The 16,342-nt window shown below is 70.0% G+C and carries 14 protein-coding genes; 2 read left to right on the top strand and 12 right to left on the bottom strand.

Annotated elements, in window-relative coordinates:
- Positions 1-6: 6 nt before the first annotated feature.
- The 11 genes from AC1VNM_RS25125 to purE form a co-directional block, all read right to left on the bottom strand.
- A complete protein-coding gene (locus AC1VNM_RS25125; RefSeq protein WP_483109329.1) occupies positions 7-1,116 on the bottom strand; it encodes a class I SAM-dependent methyltransferase in 1,110 nt (369 codons plus the stop codon).
- A gap of 137 nt (positions 1,117-1,253) precedes the next feature.
- The gene (locus AC1VNM_RS25120) at positions 1,254-3,359 is read right to left on the bottom strand and encodes a putative bifunctional diguanylate cyclase/phosphodiesterase (RefSeq protein ID WP_483108702.1); all 2,106 of its coding nucleotides are present in this window, start codon (positions 3,357-3,359) and stop codon (positions 1,254-1,256) included.
- Entirely contained in the window at positions 3,360-4,388 is a 1,029-nt protein-coding gene (locus AC1VNM_RS25115) for a uracil-DNA glycosylase (protein WP_483108701.1), read from the bottom strand.
- Complete coding sequence (gene rimI, locus AC1VNM_RS25110) at positions 4,385-4,882, bottom strand: ribosomal protein S18-alanine N-acetyltransferase (RefSeq protein WP_377157990.1); 498 nt, start codon at positions 4,880-4,882, stop codon at positions 4,385-4,387. The genes AC1VNM_RS25115 and rimI overlap by 4 nt, the downstream gene beginning before the upstream one ends.
- Entirely contained in the window at positions 4,879-5,601 is a 723-nt protein-coding gene (gene tsaB, locus AC1VNM_RS25105) for a tRNA (adenosine(37)-N6)-threonylcarbamoyltransferase complex dimerization subunit type 1 TsaB (protein ID WP_483108700.1), read from the bottom strand. The genes rimI and tsaB overlap by 4 nt, the downstream gene beginning before the upstream one ends.
- 94 nt (positions 5,602-5,695) lie before the next feature.
- The gene (locus AC1VNM_RS25100; protein WP_377157994.1) at positions 5,696-6,394 is read right to left on the bottom strand and encodes an OmpW/AlkL family protein; all 699 of its coding nucleotides are present in this window, start codon (positions 6,392-6,394) and stop codon (positions 5,696-5,698) included.
- A 30-nt stretch (positions 6,395-6,424) separates the two neighbouring features.
- Positions 6,425-7,822, bottom strand: a complete 1,398-nt coding sequence (locus tag AC1VNM_RS25095) for an alpha/beta hydrolase family protein (protein WP_483108699.1) — start codon at positions 7,820-7,822, stop codon at positions 6,425-6,427.
- 255 nt (positions 7,823-8,077) lie between these two features.
- Positions 8,078-9,016 (bottom strand): SGNH/GDSL hydrolase family protein, encoded by a 939-nt coding sequence (locus AC1VNM_RS25090; RefSeq protein WP_483108698.1) that lies wholly within the window; start codon positions 9,014-9,016, stop codon positions 8,078-8,080.
- Between the two features lie 22 nt (positions 9,017-9,038).
- Positions 9,039-10,064, bottom strand: a complete 1,026-nt coding sequence (locus tag AC1VNM_RS25085; protein WP_483108697.1) for an L-threonylcarbamoyladenylate synthase — start codon at positions 10,062-10,064, stop codon at positions 9,039-9,041.
- A 64-nt stretch (positions 10,065-10,128) separates the two neighbouring features.
- Positions 10,129-11,289, bottom strand: a complete 1,161-nt coding sequence (locus tag AC1VNM_RS25080; RefSeq protein ID WP_483108696.1) for a 5-(carboxyamino)imidazole ribonucleotide synthase — start codon at positions 11,287-11,289, stop codon at positions 10,129-10,131.
- Positions 11,289-11,753, bottom strand: coding sequence for a 5-(carboxyamino)imidazole ribonucleotide mutase (purE, locus tag AC1VNM_RS25075; protein ID WP_483109328.1), 465 nt, complete (start codon positions 11,751-11,753; stop codon positions 11,289-11,291). Before purE ends, AC1VNM_RS25080 begins: the two co-directional genes overlap by 1 nt.
- A gap of 170 nt (positions 11,754-11,923) precedes the next feature.
- Here purE and AC1VNM_RS25070 point away from each other — a divergent pair, with 170 nt between their 5' ends.
- Positions 11,924-12,883, top strand: a complete 960-nt coding sequence (locus AC1VNM_RS25070) for a tetratricopeptide repeat protein (RefSeq protein ID WP_483108695.1) — start codon at positions 11,924-11,926, stop codon at positions 12,881-12,883.
- A gap of 170 nt (positions 12,884-13,053) precedes the next feature.
- Here AC1VNM_RS25070 and AC1VNM_RS25065 read toward each other — a convergent pair whose 3' ends face one another.
- Complete coding sequence (locus AC1VNM_RS25065) at positions 13,054-13,812, bottom strand: DeoR/GlpR family DNA-binding transcription regulator (protein WP_483108694.1); 759 nt, start codon at positions 13,810-13,812, stop codon at positions 13,054-13,056.
- 265 nt (positions 13,813-14,077) lie between these two features.
- Between AC1VNM_RS25065 and AC1VNM_RS25060 the strand changes: the two genes are divergently transcribed.
- Positions 14,078-16,342 carry a TonB-dependent receptor gene (locus AC1VNM_RS25060; RefSeq protein WP_483108693.1) on the top strand — a complete coding sequence of 755 codons (2,265 nt, stop codon included), beginning with the start codon at positions 14,078-14,080 and terminating at the stop codon, positions 16,340-16,342.

Here is a 16,342-nt window from a genome sequence, read left to right as displayed (position 1 = left end):
GTCGTGTCACAAGGTGTGCGACCGATCGCCCGCGCTGAACCCCAGCGCATCGAACCCATCCCCCGGCGCGAAGCCGATGACCTTGAACAGCTCGCCCATCTCGTGCTCGGCGATCAGCCGGTGGGCCATGCCGCGCTGCGCGAGGTCGGCGCCGCTCATCAGCTCGACCAGGCCGCAATTGATCAGGAAATTGGCCTGGCTCGTGTAGCCCAGCACCATCAGCCCCGCGTCCTGTCCCGCCAGCGCGATGCCGGTGAAATTCACGTGCGCCGTGATGTCCTTCTGCCCCGGCAGCGCCAAGGCATCGGGATCGGCCATGTGCAGGTGATGGCACATCAAGGTGCCGCCCGTGCGCTGCGGGTGGTAGTACTCCGACTCCGGGAAACCGTAGTCGATGAAGAACGCCGCGCCGCGCTTCAGGCGCTCGGCCAGCGTGCGGATGAAGCCCTCGGCCTGCGGATGCACTTCGGTGACCGTGCCGGGCACGAAGCCGATGTCGTGCTCCGGCGGCGTCGGCGGGCGCGCATCGCCGGGCCGGTCGTCGAAGGACAGCGCGCCCTGATCGTCCATCGTCACGCCGCGCCGCAGCCAGTGCTGGCCGTCCCAGCGCAGCAGCTCGACGGGGATCGCGTCCAGCAGCTCGTTGGCGACCAGCACGCCGTGGATCTCGTCGGGCCAGCGGTCCAGCCATTCCACCCGCGGCGCGAAGCGCGCCAGCCGCTCGGCCTGGCGCTCGCGCAAGGTGCCGGACAGATCGACGATGAAGTACTTCGACAAAGGCGTTCCCGCCGCGTCCAGGGTCTCCAGCAGCTGCGCCGCGAGCGCGCCGCTGCCGGCGCCGAACTCGATCACCGTGTCGGTGCCGCTGACCGTCAGCGCCTGCGCGACCTGCCTGGCCAGCGCGCGTCCGAACAGTGGCGACAGCTCCGGCGCGGTCACGAAGTCCGAGCCCTGCTGCGGCATCGTGCCGAACTTGCGTCGCGCGTTGGCGTAGTACCCCACGCCCGGTGCGTACAGCGCCAGGCTCATGTAGCGGTCGAACGGCAGCCACCCGCCGGCCGCGGCGATCTCGTCGCGCAGCAGCGCGGCCATGGCGGGATCTGTCGCATGCTGCATCGCGGCAGCCGACGCGCCCCGCGACGACGCGGTCGAGGCCCCCTGCGAGGAACGGGAAGCACCCTGCACGGGACTGGCAGCGCCATGCGGCGCGGACGCCGCGCCGTTCAGGCGGGCGGAATCAGGCAACTTGGAAGTCATGTGTCGATCCTGGGAAGCGTCGGCTGACCGCGTTCGGCCAGCCAGGCTTCGAATTCCTCGGCGGGCATCGCCGGCGCGATCACCTCGCCCTGCAGCTCGTCGCAGCCCCACTCGGCCAGCAGGTGCCATTGCCGCGCGTTCCGCACGCCTTCGGCGCCGACGCGCAGGCCCAGGCCCTTGGCCATCTGCACCATGGCGCGCGTGATCGCGGCCGCACCGCGATCGTCCGGCAGCACCGCCACGAAGCTCTGGTCGATCTTGAGCTTGTCCAGCGGCAGCCGGGTCAACTGGTTCAGCGCCGTGTAGCCGGTGCCGAAGTCGTCGATCGAGATCGCCAGCCCTTGCGAGCGCAGCGTCTGCAGCAGCTCGGGCAGGCGGTCGATCTCCTCGGTGAGCATGCGTTCGGTCAGCTCGAGTTCCAACCACTCGCCAGGCACGCCGGCCGTCTTCAGCACGTGGGCCACCGACTTCGAGAAACTCGCCAGCCGGAACTGCATGCTCGACAGGTTCACCGCGATCGGCACCGACGCGACACCGCGCTCATGCCAGGCGCGCGTCTGCCGCGCGGCCTCGTACATCACCCACTCGCCCAGCGGCAGCATCAGGCGATGGCGCTCGGCCACGACGATGAAGGCATCCGGCGTCAGCAGCCCGCGCTCGGGGTGCCGCCAGCGCAGCAGCGCTTCGGCGCCGACCAGTTCGCCGGTGCGCGCGTCGACCTGCGGCTGATAGAAGAGCACGAACTGGTCGGCCGTCAACGCCTGCGCCAGCTCGGTCTCGAGCACCAGGTCCGCGTAGGCGTTCTCGGCCATCGCGTGCTCGAAGAAGCGGTAGGTCGCGCGGCCCGCGGTCTTGGCCAGGTACATCGCGGTGTCGGCGTGCTGCAGCAACTCCTCGGGCGACTCGCCATGCTCCGGGTACATCGCCACGCCGATCGACGGCGTCACCGAAAGGTCGCGGCCGTCGGCCTGCACCGGCACCTCGACGACGCTCAGCAGCGCGTTGAGCACCGTCTGCACGTCCTTGCGCTGATGCACGTCCTCGAGCAGCACGACGAACTCGTCGCCGCCGAAGCGCGCCACCAGGTCGCTGCCGCGCAGGCCGCCGCGCAGGCGTTCCGAGACGGTCCGCAGCACGCGGTCGCCTTCGAGGTGACCCAGCGAATCGTTGACCCGCTTGAAGTTGTCGAGGTCGATGAACAGCAGCGCCGCGCGGCGCGCATTGCCTTGCGAGAGCCGTTCGCGCAGCCGCTCCATGAAGGTCGCGCGGTTCAGCAGGCCGGTGAGCGGATCATGCTGCGCGAGGTGCTGGATGCGCGCCAGCGCCTCCAGGTGCGGACGCAGGTCGCGGACGATCGTCATGCGCAGGCGCTCGCCGTTGCGCCACAGGGTCCGCACGATGAATTCGACGTCGATGCGCTCGCCGCTGCGATGCAGGATCGCCGTCGGGTAGCGGGTCTCCGTGCCGCTCATCATCACGTCGCGCACCGTGTCGACCTGATCCGGCGCGATCATCGACAGGGCCGACCGCCCCACCAGTTCTTCGAGCGCATAGCCCACCAGCTCGCACAGCGGCGGGTTGACGTCGGTCATTACGCCGTCGCGGTGGAAGACGATGCCCTCCATCGACGCCTGCATGAACTTGCCCATCCGCTCCTCGGAGTCGCGCACGGCCAGCTCGGCCTCGCGGAAGCGGGTGATGTCGGAGATCAGCACGAAGCTGGACTGCACCTCGTCCGCGCCCGGCGGCATGTAGGGGATCAGGTTGACCTCGATCCAGCGCGGGCTGCCGTCACGGCGCTCCAGTCGCCGCTCGTAGCTGACGCTGACGCGTTCGCGCAGCACGCGCTGCACGTGGGGCTCGATCTCCAGCGAGGCGTCCTCGCCGATGATCTGCGCGAAGGTGCGGCCCAGGACGCTGGCCTCGTCCAGGCCGAAGCTGCGCGCGTACTGGCGGTTGGCGAAACGGCAGGTGCGCGTGGCCGCGTCGAAGACCGCGATCAGCACCGGCACGTTGTCCGCGAGCAGCCGGAACTGCGCGGCCTGGTCTTCGGCCGAGGGCGCCGGGCAGGCCGGCGGCAGGGGCGGCACCGGCGCGTTCATTCAGTCCGTCCCGGCTGTCGAGGACATGGCGGACGGTGCGCTCGCAGCGGCATCGTCCGCGCGCGGCGGTTGCTCATCCAGCGTCTTCAGCGCGAGGCAGAGGTCCTCCCACGCCCGCGCCTTGTCCGGCAGGTTGCGCAGCAGGTAGGCCGGGTGGTAGGTGACCACCAGCGGCACGCCCTGGTAGCGGTGGACGCGCCCCCGCAGCCGGCCGATCGGCTCCTGGCTGCGCAGCAGCTGCTGCACCGCGAAGCGGCCCATCGCCAGGATGATGCGCGGCTGGATCAGTTCGATCTGGCGCTGCAGGAAGGGCTCGCACTGCGCGAGCTCCGACGGATCCGGATTGCGGTTGCGCGGCGGCCGGCACTTCAGCGTGTTGGCGATGTAGACCTGCCGTTCCGGCGTCCCCTCGCCGCGGCTCAGGCCGACCGCGCGCAGCATGCTGTCCAGCAGCTTGCCGGCGGCGCCGACGAAGGGCTCGCCCTGCAGGTCCTCCTGCTCGCCCGGCGCCTCGCCGACGACCATCCAGTGCGCGCGCTCGTTGCCCACGCCGAACACGGTGTTCTTGCGCGACTCGCAGAGCCCGCAGGCGCGGCAGGACGCGACCTCGTCGCGCAGTCCGGGCCAGTCGAGGCGGGCGATGGCCTCGCGCGCCAGGCCACGGGCCTGGGCGAGCGCGGCATCGGCCGCGGCGGCGGCGGTCACCGGTGCCGCAACGGAGGCAGCCACGGGGGCCGCGACGGGAGCCACGTTGGGCGCGGCGGACGGTGTCCTCGCCGGGGCTTCCGGCGCGCGGCGCGGCGCGGGCGGCTCCGCCAGGGCGACCTCGGCGTCGACCATCGGCGCGCGCGCCGCGGGTGCGGCGTGCGGGTCGGTCGATCGCGCGGGCGCCACGGCACGTTGCGCGACGAGCGCAGCAGGCGCGACAGGCGCAGGCGCCTCGGTCGACGGCGCCACGCCGGAAGCGGGCGTCCACAGCTTGAGGCCCATCGCCTCCAGCATCGCGCGTTGACGATCGTTCCAGCTCATGGGGCGGGCTCCATCAGGCGCAGCGTCATCAGGATGGCATCCTCGCGGCCATCCGCGCCAGGGTAGTAGCCGCGACGCAGGCCGCTCTGCACGAAGCCGTAGCGCTCGTACAGCCGGCGCGCGCGGACGTTGCTCTCGCGCACCTCCAGCCACACCTGGTGGCAGCCGCGGGCCCGCGCCAGCAGGCCCAGCGCGTCGAGCATGCGCCGCGCCAGTCCCTGCCCTTGCCGCTCCTGGGTCACGGTGATGTTGAGCAGGTGCATCTCGTCGATCACCTGCATCGCGAGGAAATAGCCGCAGAGCCGCGCCTGCTCGTCACGCATGACGAAGCCGACGTAACCCGCAGCCATCGAATCGATGAAATTGCCGCGCGTCCACGGATGGCTGTAGGAGACGGCCTCGATGGCCATCACCTCGTCGAGGTCCAGCGCGCGCAGCGGCTGCAAGGATTGCAGCGACGGCGGCCAGGCCAGATCGCGGGGTTGGGCGCTCATCTCGTGGGCGCTCCCTTGGCGGCCTCGCGCTCGGCGGTGGTCAGGGCCACCTTGTCGCGCACGTACAGCGGCAACGCGTTGGCGGCGTCCTCCGCGAGGCCGGCATCGAAGGCCTGCCGCGCGAGCGCGCCCAGCGCGCGGGCGCGCGAGGCGGTGGTCGGGAAACGCCGGGCCGCGCCGGTCTCCAGCGCGAAGGCGCCCAGTGCCGAGCCGGCGACGATGGTCGGCGGTTCGTCCTGCCACAGCGCGCGCAGCGGATCGAGGTCCGTCAGCACCGGCTCAAGGGTCGTCGACCACCGCGCGCCGTTCCAGCGGTAGCGGCCGAGGTAGATCTGGTTCATGCGGGCGTCCATCGCGACCCACACGTCGAGCGATGGAAGCTCCTCACCGGCAGCGATCAGCTGCTGGCGCGTGTCCTCCGCGACCAGCATCAGGCTGTCCAGGGCGAGCACCGGTTTGCCCGCGCCGAACGCCAGGCCCTGCGCCACCGAACACGCGGTGCGCAGCCCCGTGAACGCGCCTGGCCCGCGGCCGAAACCGACCGCATCCACGGCGGCCAGCGGCAGGCCGGCCTGCTTCAGCAGCGCCATCACGTCGGGGACCAGCCGCTGGGAGGCCAAGGCCCCGCCATCGGCGTCCACAAAAGCATCATGGCCCTGGCCCACGAGGGCCAGAGCCATGTGTTCGGTCGAGCTATCCAGGGCCAGCAACACGCTCATGGCTGAAGTGTAGTGGCCCGGGACGTCGCGGGGCCGGGAGATCCCCCGGCCCCGTGGGGCGCGATGTCGATCAGGGACCGGCCTGGAAGGCCGATCAGAACGAGTAACCCAGCGACAGCGTGTACACCACCGGACGGAAGTTGATGTCCGTGTGCAGCTCTTCCACGCCGTCCTTGGTCGTCGTGAACGAGCGCATCTTGCTGCGCACGTCCGCGTAGGCGACCGTCGCGTTCAGCGACCACTGCTTCGTGTAGGCCACGGTGAAGCCCGCGTGGGCGGCCAGGCCCCACGAGTTCTCCAGCGTGATGCGGGTCGGGCCGCCGCTGATCGCGTCGCCGGTGGGCGTGCTGCGCTTCTTCTCGAAGTAGGTGTAGTTCACGCCCGCACCGACGAAGGGATGGAACTTCGGGATCCATTCGCCGAGGTGGTAGTTCACGAACACCGTCGGCGGCATCTGGCGCACGACCGCGATCTGGCCGGCGTTGGCGAGCACGCCGTTGCCGTAGATCTTGTGCGACGGCGGGATGCCCAGCGCGATCTCGCCGCTCCAGCGCGGCGCGAAGCGGTAGGTGTAGCCGAAGCCCGTGGTGGTCGCGTCACCGACGCGGATCTGCGCGCCCGGCGCCGGGAACTGCTTGCTGCCGCCTTCCAGCGGCGCGGCCTTGCTGTTCACGTCGATGTGGGCCAGGCCCAGGTAGACCGTGTGCGTGCCGACCGCCGGCTCTTCGGCGCGGGCGGCGCCCGCCAGTGCCATCAGCGAAGCGGCCAGGATGAGGGTGATGTTCTTCTTCATGAATGATGTCTCCGTGCTGGTCGTCGGCGATTACGGCTGAGCAGCCAGGACCGATTGGAAGAAGCCGCGCGCCAGCGCATTGCAGAACGGCGGAACCAGCGTGCCGTGATAGGCCCCCTGCACCGCTGCCGCACCGGCCGCGCCACCGCCCGCCGCGGCGGACGTGGCCGCCTTGGCTTGTGCGAAGCCGCCCGCGATCGTCGCCGCCGTCACCTGGCCGGCCCAGGCCATCGAGGCCGAGCTTTCCAGGTTGGACGCCGGGTACAGCTTGCCGCGCGTGGCGAAGTCGGCCTGCGCCTGGGCGGTGTTGGTGAAGAACACGGTCGGGTCGCCCGAGCCGCCGCACAGCGCGACCGGCGCCTTCGGCGTCCAGCCCAGCAGCGTGTTGGTCTGCAGCGCCGTGCGGAAGTTCGAGGTCGGGTACGCGGTCTTGAACGCGGGGTTCAGCAGGCCACCGGCGCCGAACAGGTTGGTGAACGTCGGATCGTTCGGCAGCTTGCCTTCCTGGATCAGCGTGGTGATCGACTTCTTCGACGGGAACAGCGTCTCCGCGGTCGCGGCGAACTGTGCGGCGTACACGTCGGTCGGCGCCGAGTAGATGTTGCCGTAGGCCTTCTGGTAGCTGGTCAGCATCAGCGGCAGGAACAGCGTCGCGCCGGCGTTGACCGGGCCGGTGTTGACGATCTGGTCGCTGAAGCCCACCAGGTTGTACGGGCCGGACATCGGCGCGGCGGCGGTGACGGGGAACTCGGTCGCGTAGTCGCGCTCCATCACCTTCTGCGTCGCCATCGCCACGTGGCCGCCTTGCGAGTAGCCGGCCAGCAGCAGCTTGGCCGACGGCTTCACGGCGCTCTCGGCGGCCAGGTGGGTCCGGGCGGCGCGCATCGCGTCGATCATCTCGATCGCGGACTGCTCGGCGTTCAGGTAGGTCGTGTACTGCAGGCCCGAACGGTCGTAGCCGAGGTAGTTCGGCGCCACGACGATGAAGCCCTGGGCGGCGTAGAACGCCGCGACCAGCGAGCCTTCGGCGTTGTTCTGGATGTCGGCGATGTTGTAGGCCTGGTCCGTCGTCGTGCCGTGGGCATAGAGCACCACCGGGCGGTTGCCCGTGCAGGCGGCGCCGGTGCCGGCCGGCACCAGCACGGCGGCGGAGGCGGTGGCCGGCAGGCCCTGGGGATCACGCGTCCAGTAGTAGACGTAGCGCACGTCCACGTCGCACGCGGCCTTGCCGCTGATCGCCTGCACGCCCTTCGCCGCGGTGCCCGCGTCGATCTGTGCGGCGGTCGCCGCGCCGGCCTTCAGGCCCAGTTCCAGCGTGCCGCGCGCCGGCGGCGGATCGTCGCTCGAAGGATTGCTGCCGCCGCCGCAGGCGCTCAGCATGGCCACGGCGGCCAGCGTCAGGCTGGCCAGTTTGAATTGGCTATTCATTCGGACTTCTCCAGGGGTTGTCTCCGTCGTCTGCACCGTCCCGGCGATCGCGGTCGGCACTAAATCGAACGGTCGTTCGTTTTTCTCAGGGGTCACTTTAAGCGCACGTCAGCCGGCGCTTACAAAAGGAAAACCCTGACAAGCCACAGCATGCCAGGGTCGTTGGGACGACGGACGCACAACCTGACCCCATCGAGGCGCGGTTGCAACACTTCCGTCATCAGACTGCGCGCGATGCGCGCGTCAGGATCGGTCTCAGAACGGGTTGTTCGTCGCCCGGTTGATGGCCTGCGAGGCCATGTTGTTGTGCATCACCGGACCGACCAGACGGTCGCTGGCCCACATGTGCGTGGCCGAGGTGGCGTTGGCCACCAGCGTCTTGTCGGTGCAGACCGGCGGCAGCGAGCTCGCCAGGCAGGCGGCGTCCGTCGAGTTCGACGCGGAGTACAGCGTCGGATAGCGGCTCATCGTGCCCATCAGCTCATCGGTCAGGATGAGGCCGATGTAATGGCCGTCGTTGCGGATCTTCAGACGCATGCCGGCGTTGAAGCGGCGTGAGAGTTCCGTCAACAGCGCGGCACGATCGGTGTCGGCGTGGACCGCCTTCTCGCGGATCGCGAACGGCGACAGGCCCATGTCCTGCACGGTGGACAGGATGATGCGGCCGTCGGCGTCGACGATGCGGTTGACCTGCGCGGCCAGGGCCTCGCCGCGCGCCTGCGCCGCGTTGCCCAGCGTGCCGGCGTCCTGCGCCGGGTACTGCGCGTACAGCTCGAGCACGTCGTTGGCGCCGGCCAGGATGGTGACCAGGTCCTTCGAGTTGAAGCCGTCGAGCGCGAACTGGCGGTCGATCTGCCCGGTGATGTCGGCGACCTTGGCGCCGGCGGTGGCATACATGCGCGCGGTCGGCGTGGCCAGCTTGTCCGGATTGCATTCGGCGAACACCAGGCCGAAACGCGCGGCAACCTGCTGCGTCCACACCTGGTTCAAGGTGCAGGTCACGGCCGCGGTGGTCGCGTCGGTCCCGTTGATCGAGTACTTCGTGCCGTCGCTGCGGATGGTGCTCGTCTCGTCACCGAAGGCGATGACGCGCGTGGCGCGGAAGGGGTCGATCTGCTCGCCGCCGCCGCCGCAGGCGGCCAGCATCGCGGTCGCACCCAGCAGCACGGCCAGGTGGCGCTTCACACTCTTCATGAACTCTCCAAATCTCGAAAACTCAGCGGGGCGCGAAGGCCGCCGCCGCGCGGGACAAGCGGTCCCGCACCCCATCCCAGGCGGCCTCTTGCGGAGGCGCCTCGATCCAGATCTCCGTCGCTCCCGCCGCATCCAGCTCGCGCAGGACGGCAAACAGCTGACGCGCCGCCGCGCGCGCCTGGGCCGGCATGGCCCGGTGCAGCGCCGGCGCGCCGGTCCCGGCGAAGGACGAGCGGGAATATACCGCCAGCCCCGCCGGACGGTCGCCCGCCAGCGCGGCGCGTAACGCTTCCGAGCCCATCAGCCGGACCGTCGCCCGCGGCGCGTAATGCGCAGCGAGTGTGCCCGACGCGCGCGGCGCCTGTGCGTCGGGCGCGTGTAAAGCGAGGCCCGCGGCGGCTTCCAACTGCGCCGGGGTCAGCACGCCCGGCCGCAGCAGCACCAGGCCGCCGCGGCTGACGTCGACGATCGTCGATTCGATGCCGACCTCGCACGGACCGCCGTCCAGCACGGTCAGGCCGGGGTCGAACTCGTCGGCGACGTGCGCGGCGGTGGTCGGGCTGACGCGGCCGAAGCGGTTGGCGCTCGGCGCGGCCAGGCCCTCGACGCCGAGGGCGCGGCACTCCGCCATCAGCGCGCGGAAGACCGGATGCGACGGGCAGCGCAGGCCCACCGTGTCCTGCCCGCCGGCGGCGGCCGCGGCGATGCCGGGGACGCGCCGGACGATCAGCGTCAGCGGGCCGGGCCAGAAGGCCTCGATCAATTGGTGGGCGACCGGCGACAGGTCTTGCCCGAAGACCCGGGCGCCCTGCTCGTCGAGCACGTGCACGATCAGCGGGTGGTCGCTGGGGCGGCCCTTGGCGGCGAAGATCTTGGCGACCGCGTCGTCCTGGTCGGCCCGCGCGGCCAGGCCGTAGACGGTCTCGGTCGGCACGCCCGCGAGTTCCCCCGCGGCGAGCACGCGCGCGGTGGCCCGCACCGCGTCGGGCGATTGGCCATCGAGCACCTGGAAGCCGGACTCCGTCATCACGCCATCACCACGTCCCATCGCCACGTCGTTACCCGCGTCGTTACCCGCGTCGTTCTCTGCGTCATCGCCCACGCCCTCGGCCTCACCACGCCTCGGGCAGGCCGAGGAGCGCGCAGGCGCGCCGAGCGCTCGCGCGGGCGTCCTCGGCGGTCGCGCCGATCACGTTCAGGTGGCCCATCTTGCGGCCATGGCGCGCCTGCGCCTTGCCGTACAGGTGCAGCTCGGCGCCGGGCAGTGCCAGCACGCCGGCCCAGTCGGGCGTCCGTTCCCGCCCTTGCGCGTCGAACCACAGATCGCCCAGCAGATTCAGCATCACCACCGGCGAATGCAGGCGCGGCTCGCGCAGCGGCAGGCCGGCCATCGCGCGGACCTGCATCTCGAACTGCGAGACGTCGCAGGCGTTCATCGTGTAGTGGCCCGAGTTGTGCGGGCGCGGCGCCATCTCGTTGACGACCAGGCGGCCGTCCTTCAGCACGAAGAACTCGACGCACAGCACGCCGACGTAACCCATGCCGGTCGCGATCGCGGCGGCCGAGCGGCGCGCCTGCGTCTGCAGCGCATCGTCCACGTCGGGCGCGGGCACCTCAGTCACGGCGAGGATGCCGTCGCGGTGCAGGTTCTGCTGGACCGGGAAGGTCACGACCTCGCCGTCCGCGCCGCGCACGACCAGCACGCTCAGCTCCAGCGCGAGCGGCAGCATCTGTTCGAGCACGCAGTCCACGCGGCCGAGTTCATCGAAGGCGGCGGCGAGCTGCGCCCGGTCGGCGACGCGGCGCTGCCCCTTGCCGTCGTAACCGAGGCGGGCGGTCTTGAGGATGCCCGGCAGCAGCGTGTCCGGCACCGCGGCCAGATCCGCGGCGGTGTGCAGCACCGCGTACGGCGCGCAGGGCACGCCGCTGGCGTCGAAGTGGGCCTTCTCGCGGGCGCGGTCCTGGCAGACCGCCACGGCGGACGCGCCGGGCGCGACGACGCGCACCCGGGCCAGATGCTCCAGCGCGCGGGCGGGCACGTTCTCGAATTCGGTGGTGACCGCGTCGCAGCGGCGCGCGAGGTCGTCGAGCGCCGCCGGATCCATGTAATCGGCCTTCAGGTGGTCCTGGGCGACGGCCCCGGCGGGGCTGGACGCATCCGGGTCCAGCACCACGCAGCGGTAGCCCAGCGCCTGGGCGGCGTGGACGAACATGCGGCCGAGCTGGCCGCCTCCCAGCACGCCCAGCGTCGCGTCACCCGGCAGCAGCGGCATCAGCGCAGCTCCTCGGTCATCGCGGTGGCGGCGGCGGTCTGGCGCTGGCGGTAGGCGTCCAGCTTCGCGCGCAGGTCCGGGTTGTCGCGGGCCAGCACGGCCACGGCGAACAGCGCCGCGTTGCCCGCGCCGGCGTTGCCGATGGCGAAGGTCGCGACGGGGATGCCCTTGGGCATCTGCACGATCGAGTGCAGCGAATCCACGCCCTGCAGGTGGCGGCTGGCGACCGGCACGCCGAGCACCGGCACGAGGGTCTTGGCGGCCAGCATGCCCGGCAGGTGGGCGGCGCCACCGGCGCCGGCGATGATCGCCCGCAGCCCGCGGCCTTCCGCCTGCTCGGCGTAGGCGAACATCTCGTCGGGCATGCGGTGGGCCGAAACGACCCGTGCCTCGAACGGCACGCCGAACTCGGTGAGAATGTCGGCGGCGTGCTTCATGGTCTCCCAGTCACTGCTGGAGCCCATCACCACGCCGATGACGGGGGCGATGTCGGGAGTGGTGGCGCTGCTCACGGGTCGGTCCTCGATTGTCAAATCGTGAAACCTTGAATTGTAGGCGGGGAGCCTCAGGTGCCGTTCTTGCCGTTCCTGTTCCGACAGGATCGCGTCGCCGCCCGCTCCCGCCCTGCCCCACCATGACCGACATCACCCTCCAAAACTTCGAAGCCGACCTCCTGCAGGCCTCCATGCAGCAGCCGGTGCTGCTCGACATCTGGGCGCCGTGGTGCGGCCCCTGCCGCACGCTCGGGCCGATGCTGGAGAAGCTGGAGGTGGCCTACGCGGGCCGCTGGAAGCTGACCAAGCTCAACAGCGACGACCAGCCGGAGATCGCCACGCAGCTGAGCCAGGCCTTCGGCGTGCGCTCGATCCCGTTCTGCGTGATGTTCGTCGGCGGCCAGCCGGTGGACGGTTTCGTCGGCGCGATCCCGGAAGCGCAGATCCGCGAGTTCCTGGACCGCCACGTGCCGACCGGCGAGGCGCTCGAGGCCGAAGAGGACCTGGCCGAGGCGCAGGCGCTGCTCGAGGAAGGCGACGCCGACGGCGCGCTGGAGAAGCTGCAGGCCGCGGTCCTGGCCGATCCGAACAACGAGGTGGCGCGCTTCGACCTGATCCGCGCCCTGCTGGAAGACGACCAGCTCGAACACGCCAAGGCTGCCTTCGCGCCGGTGGCGCACCAGGCGGCGGACACGATCACGCCGCACGCGAGATTCAAGGCGCTCGCCGCCTGGATCGCCGCTGCCGAGCGTGCCGAGCAAGGCCTGGACCCGGCCGCGCTGCAATCGGCGATCGCCAACAACAAGCGCGACTTCGACGCGCGCTTCGCGCTCGCGCAAGGCCTCTTCGCCGGCCGCGACTTCACCGGCGCGATGGAAGAGCTGCTCGAGATCATCATGCGTGACAAGACCTGGAACGACCAGCTGGCGCGCAAGACCTATGTCGCGATCCTCGAGATCATGACCAAGCCGGTGCAGGCGGCGCACGGCGCTGCCGCGCCGCAGGCTGGCGGCCTGCAGCTGTCGGGCCACAGCACCGTGACCCCGGCCGACCCGCTGGTCGACCAGTACCGCCGCAAGCTGAGCATGGCGCTGTTCTGACCTGACCCCACAGCCCTCCAGAGTCCTCCCGAGTCCTCCCCCGCAGTCCCCGGCGCAAAACCGGGGAAGTACGTCGATGGTGGGGGACGGCAGGTCGTGAGGTTTCCGCGCTTGCCGCGGAGGCCTCATGACCTGGCGGCCGACGCCCCGGCCTCAGCAGGACGGCAGCTTCAGAGCATCACCTGCGCCACCCCGGCGCGCGTCAGCCGATCCAGCTCCTGGGGATCCGCCTCGTTGTCGGTGACGAGCACGTCGATATCGGCGCAATCGCAGACCTGCATCCGGCTGCCTTGCCCGAGCTTGCTGGCATCGGCGAGCAGCACACGCTGACGCGCACGGGCCAGCATCGCCTGCGCGACGGCCACCTCCGCCCACAGATAGCTTGACGCGCCTTGCCGCGCGTCGAGTGCCGTCGGCGAGATCAGCGCGATGTCCACGCGATGCCGCGCGATTTCCGCGACGGTGAATTCGCCGAAGGTCCCGGACGTCTCCGGCACATACGCCCCGCCGAGCATCAACAGCTCGTGCCCCTGGCGCCCTGCCATCGCGTCGCACACTGCGACCGAGTTCGTGATCACGCGCAGCTCCTGCGCCTGGGCGAGCGCCTGCGCCAGCGCATGCGTCGTCGATCCCGCATCGATGAACAGGCTCATCCCCGGCTTCACCAGCGAAAGCGCCTGCCGCGCGATCGCCTGCTTCTGCCGCCGGCGCGACTGCGCGCGCTCTGCGTAGCTGGCCTCGGCCGGCACCTCCGACTGCACCGCGCCGCCGTGCACACGGGCGAGCTTGCCGCCCTGCTCCAGCTCGATCAGGTCGCGACGCACCGTCTCCCGCGACACGCCGAGCTCGCGCGCCGCTTCGTCCGTCGTGAGGCGGTGCCGCTCCCGCAACAGCAAGAGGATTTTGTCGTGTCGTTCCTGGGACCACATGGATCGCTTGTTCTCCCTGCCGGAGCCTCGGCCGCCGCATCCCTGTCGATGGGTTCAGCCGTCACCGGACGTCGCATTCACCCAAACCCACGCAGCGCCTTCATGACAGTTTGAGGATTTATTTGTGATGTTGTGGATATCCAGCAGTCATCGCGCGACCGGCTGTGGTTTTCCGTGTTTGTCGTTGTCTTGTCGTGGACGGTTGTGACAGTGCGGGTCGTTCGTTGTTCAAACCGACCTCCTTCCAACGCACCGAGTCCCCACCATGAAGCACCCGATGCCCACCGCGCTGGTCCTGGCCCTGAGCCTGGCCTATGTCTTCCCCGCCGCCGCCCAATCGACCGACGCCGCGAAGTCCGCCGACACGCCCGCCGCCGCGTCGTCCGAACGCTCCGAGCTGGAGCGCGTCACCGTCTCCGTCGGCCGCGGCCAGCTGCGCTCCGTGCAGAGCCTGAGCCAGACCGAGTTCGACAACGCCCTGGCCGGCAGCAGCCCGCTGGCGACCGTCGCCCGCCTGCCCGGCGTGAACTTCCAGTCCGCCGACGGCCTGGGCAACTACGAGTGGTCGACCCGCTTCACCGTGCGCGGCTTCTCGCAGAACCAGATCGGCTTCACGCTCGACGACGTGCCGCTGGGCGACATGTCCTACGGCAACTTCAACGGCCTGCACATCAGCCGCGCGATCTCGAGCGAGAACGTCGGACGCGCCTCGCTGTCGCAGGGCGCCGGCGCGCTGGAAACGGCCTCGTCCAGCAACCTGGGCGGCACGCTGCAGTTCTATTCGAGCGACCCGCTGGACAAGTTCGGCTTCCGCGCCTCGCAGACCATCGGCAGCGATTCCGCCGCCCGCACCTTCCTGCGCGTGGACAGCGGCCGCACGGTGGTCGGCGACTTCTATGTCAGCTACACCAACCAGGACGCCGACAAGTGGAAGGGTGACGGCAAGCAGAAGCAGGAGCAGTGGAACCTGAAGTGGACCAAGGCGATCGGTGACAGCCGCCTGTCGGCCTTCATCAACACCTCGCGCCGCAAGGAAGTGGATTACCAGGATCTGTCGCTGGACCTGATCAAGCGCAAGGGCGACACGCTGGACAATTTCTACCCGAACTTCGCCGCCGCGGTGAACGCCTCCAACACGCTGTGCGGCAACAACGGCAGCACCTACGTGGCCGCCTGCGACGACCAGTATTACGCCGGCGCCGGCCTGCGCAACGATGAGCTCTACGGCGCCACCGCCGACCTGCGCCTGGCGCAGAACATCACCTGGAAGACGACGGCCTACTACCACCACAACAAGGGCATGGGCCTGTGGTTCACGCCATACCAGGCCTCGCCGGACGGCACGCCGATCTCGGTGCGCACGACCGAGTACGGCATCAAGCGCGGCGGCGTGGTCTCCAACGCCGAGTTCGACCTGGGCGACCACCTGATCAAGGCCGGCGTCTGGTTCGAGGACAACGACTTCGACCAGGCCCGCCGCTTCTACGCCGCCACGGCGAACACCAGCGTCTACCAGTTCCCGAGCAACCCGTTCCTGACGCAGTGGCAGTACGCGTTCAACACGAAGACCTCGCAGTTCTCGCTGTCCGACACCTGGTCGGTGGCCAAGGACCTGACCGTCGGCGCCGGCTTCAAGGCGCTGAAGGTCAAGATCGACGGCCAACTGGAAGCGGGCACCGGCATGCCGTCGGGCTCGATCAGCGCGGAGAAGGGCTTCCTGCCGCAGCTGGGCATCAACTACCGCCTGTCGGCCAACAACGAGCTCTACGGCACGCTGGCCCGCAACATGCGCGCCTACCAGGGCGCGGCGACCGGCACCTCGCCGTTCGCGACGACCACCGCCGGCTTCAACGCCATCAAGGGCAGCCTGAAGCCCGAGACCTCCGACACCGTGGAAGCCGGCTGGCGGACCAGCGGCCGCGGCTATGAAGGCTCTGTCAGCGCCTACCTGGTCAACTTCAAGGACCGTCTGCTGAGCGTGCAGCAAGGCTCCGGCATCCAGGGCAACCCGGTCGTGCTGTCCAACGTCGGCGACGTGCGCGCCACCGGCGTCGAAGCGGCCCTGTCCTTCCGCCTGGCCTCGGCGCTCACCTGGTACAACAGCGTGAGCCTGTCCAAGTCGACCTACCGCGACGACGTCGTCAGCGGCACCACGACGATCGCGATCCGCGGCAAGCGCGTGGCCGACGCGCCGGACACGATGATCAAGTCGCAGCTGGGCTACGACGACGGCGCGCTGTTCGGCAACATCGGCGTGGACTACATGTCCAAGCGCTACTACTCGTACACCAACGACGCCTCGGTCCCGGACCGCACGCTGGTGAACCTGAGCGCCGGCTACAAGCTGAAGAACGTGTCGATGCTGCGCGAGCTGAGCCTGCAAGGCAGCGTGACCAACGTGTTCGACAAGCACTACATCTCGACGATCGGCTCGAACGGCTTCACCAACAGCGACCCGACGGGCACCTACGCGACGCTGCTGCCGGGCGCGCCCCGTCAGTTCTTCGTCACGCTGACCGGGAAGTTCTGA

The organism is Mitsuaria sp. MSU3D (assembly GCF_056867975.1).
This window is presented reverse-complemented; position numbering and strand designations above follow the sequence as displayed.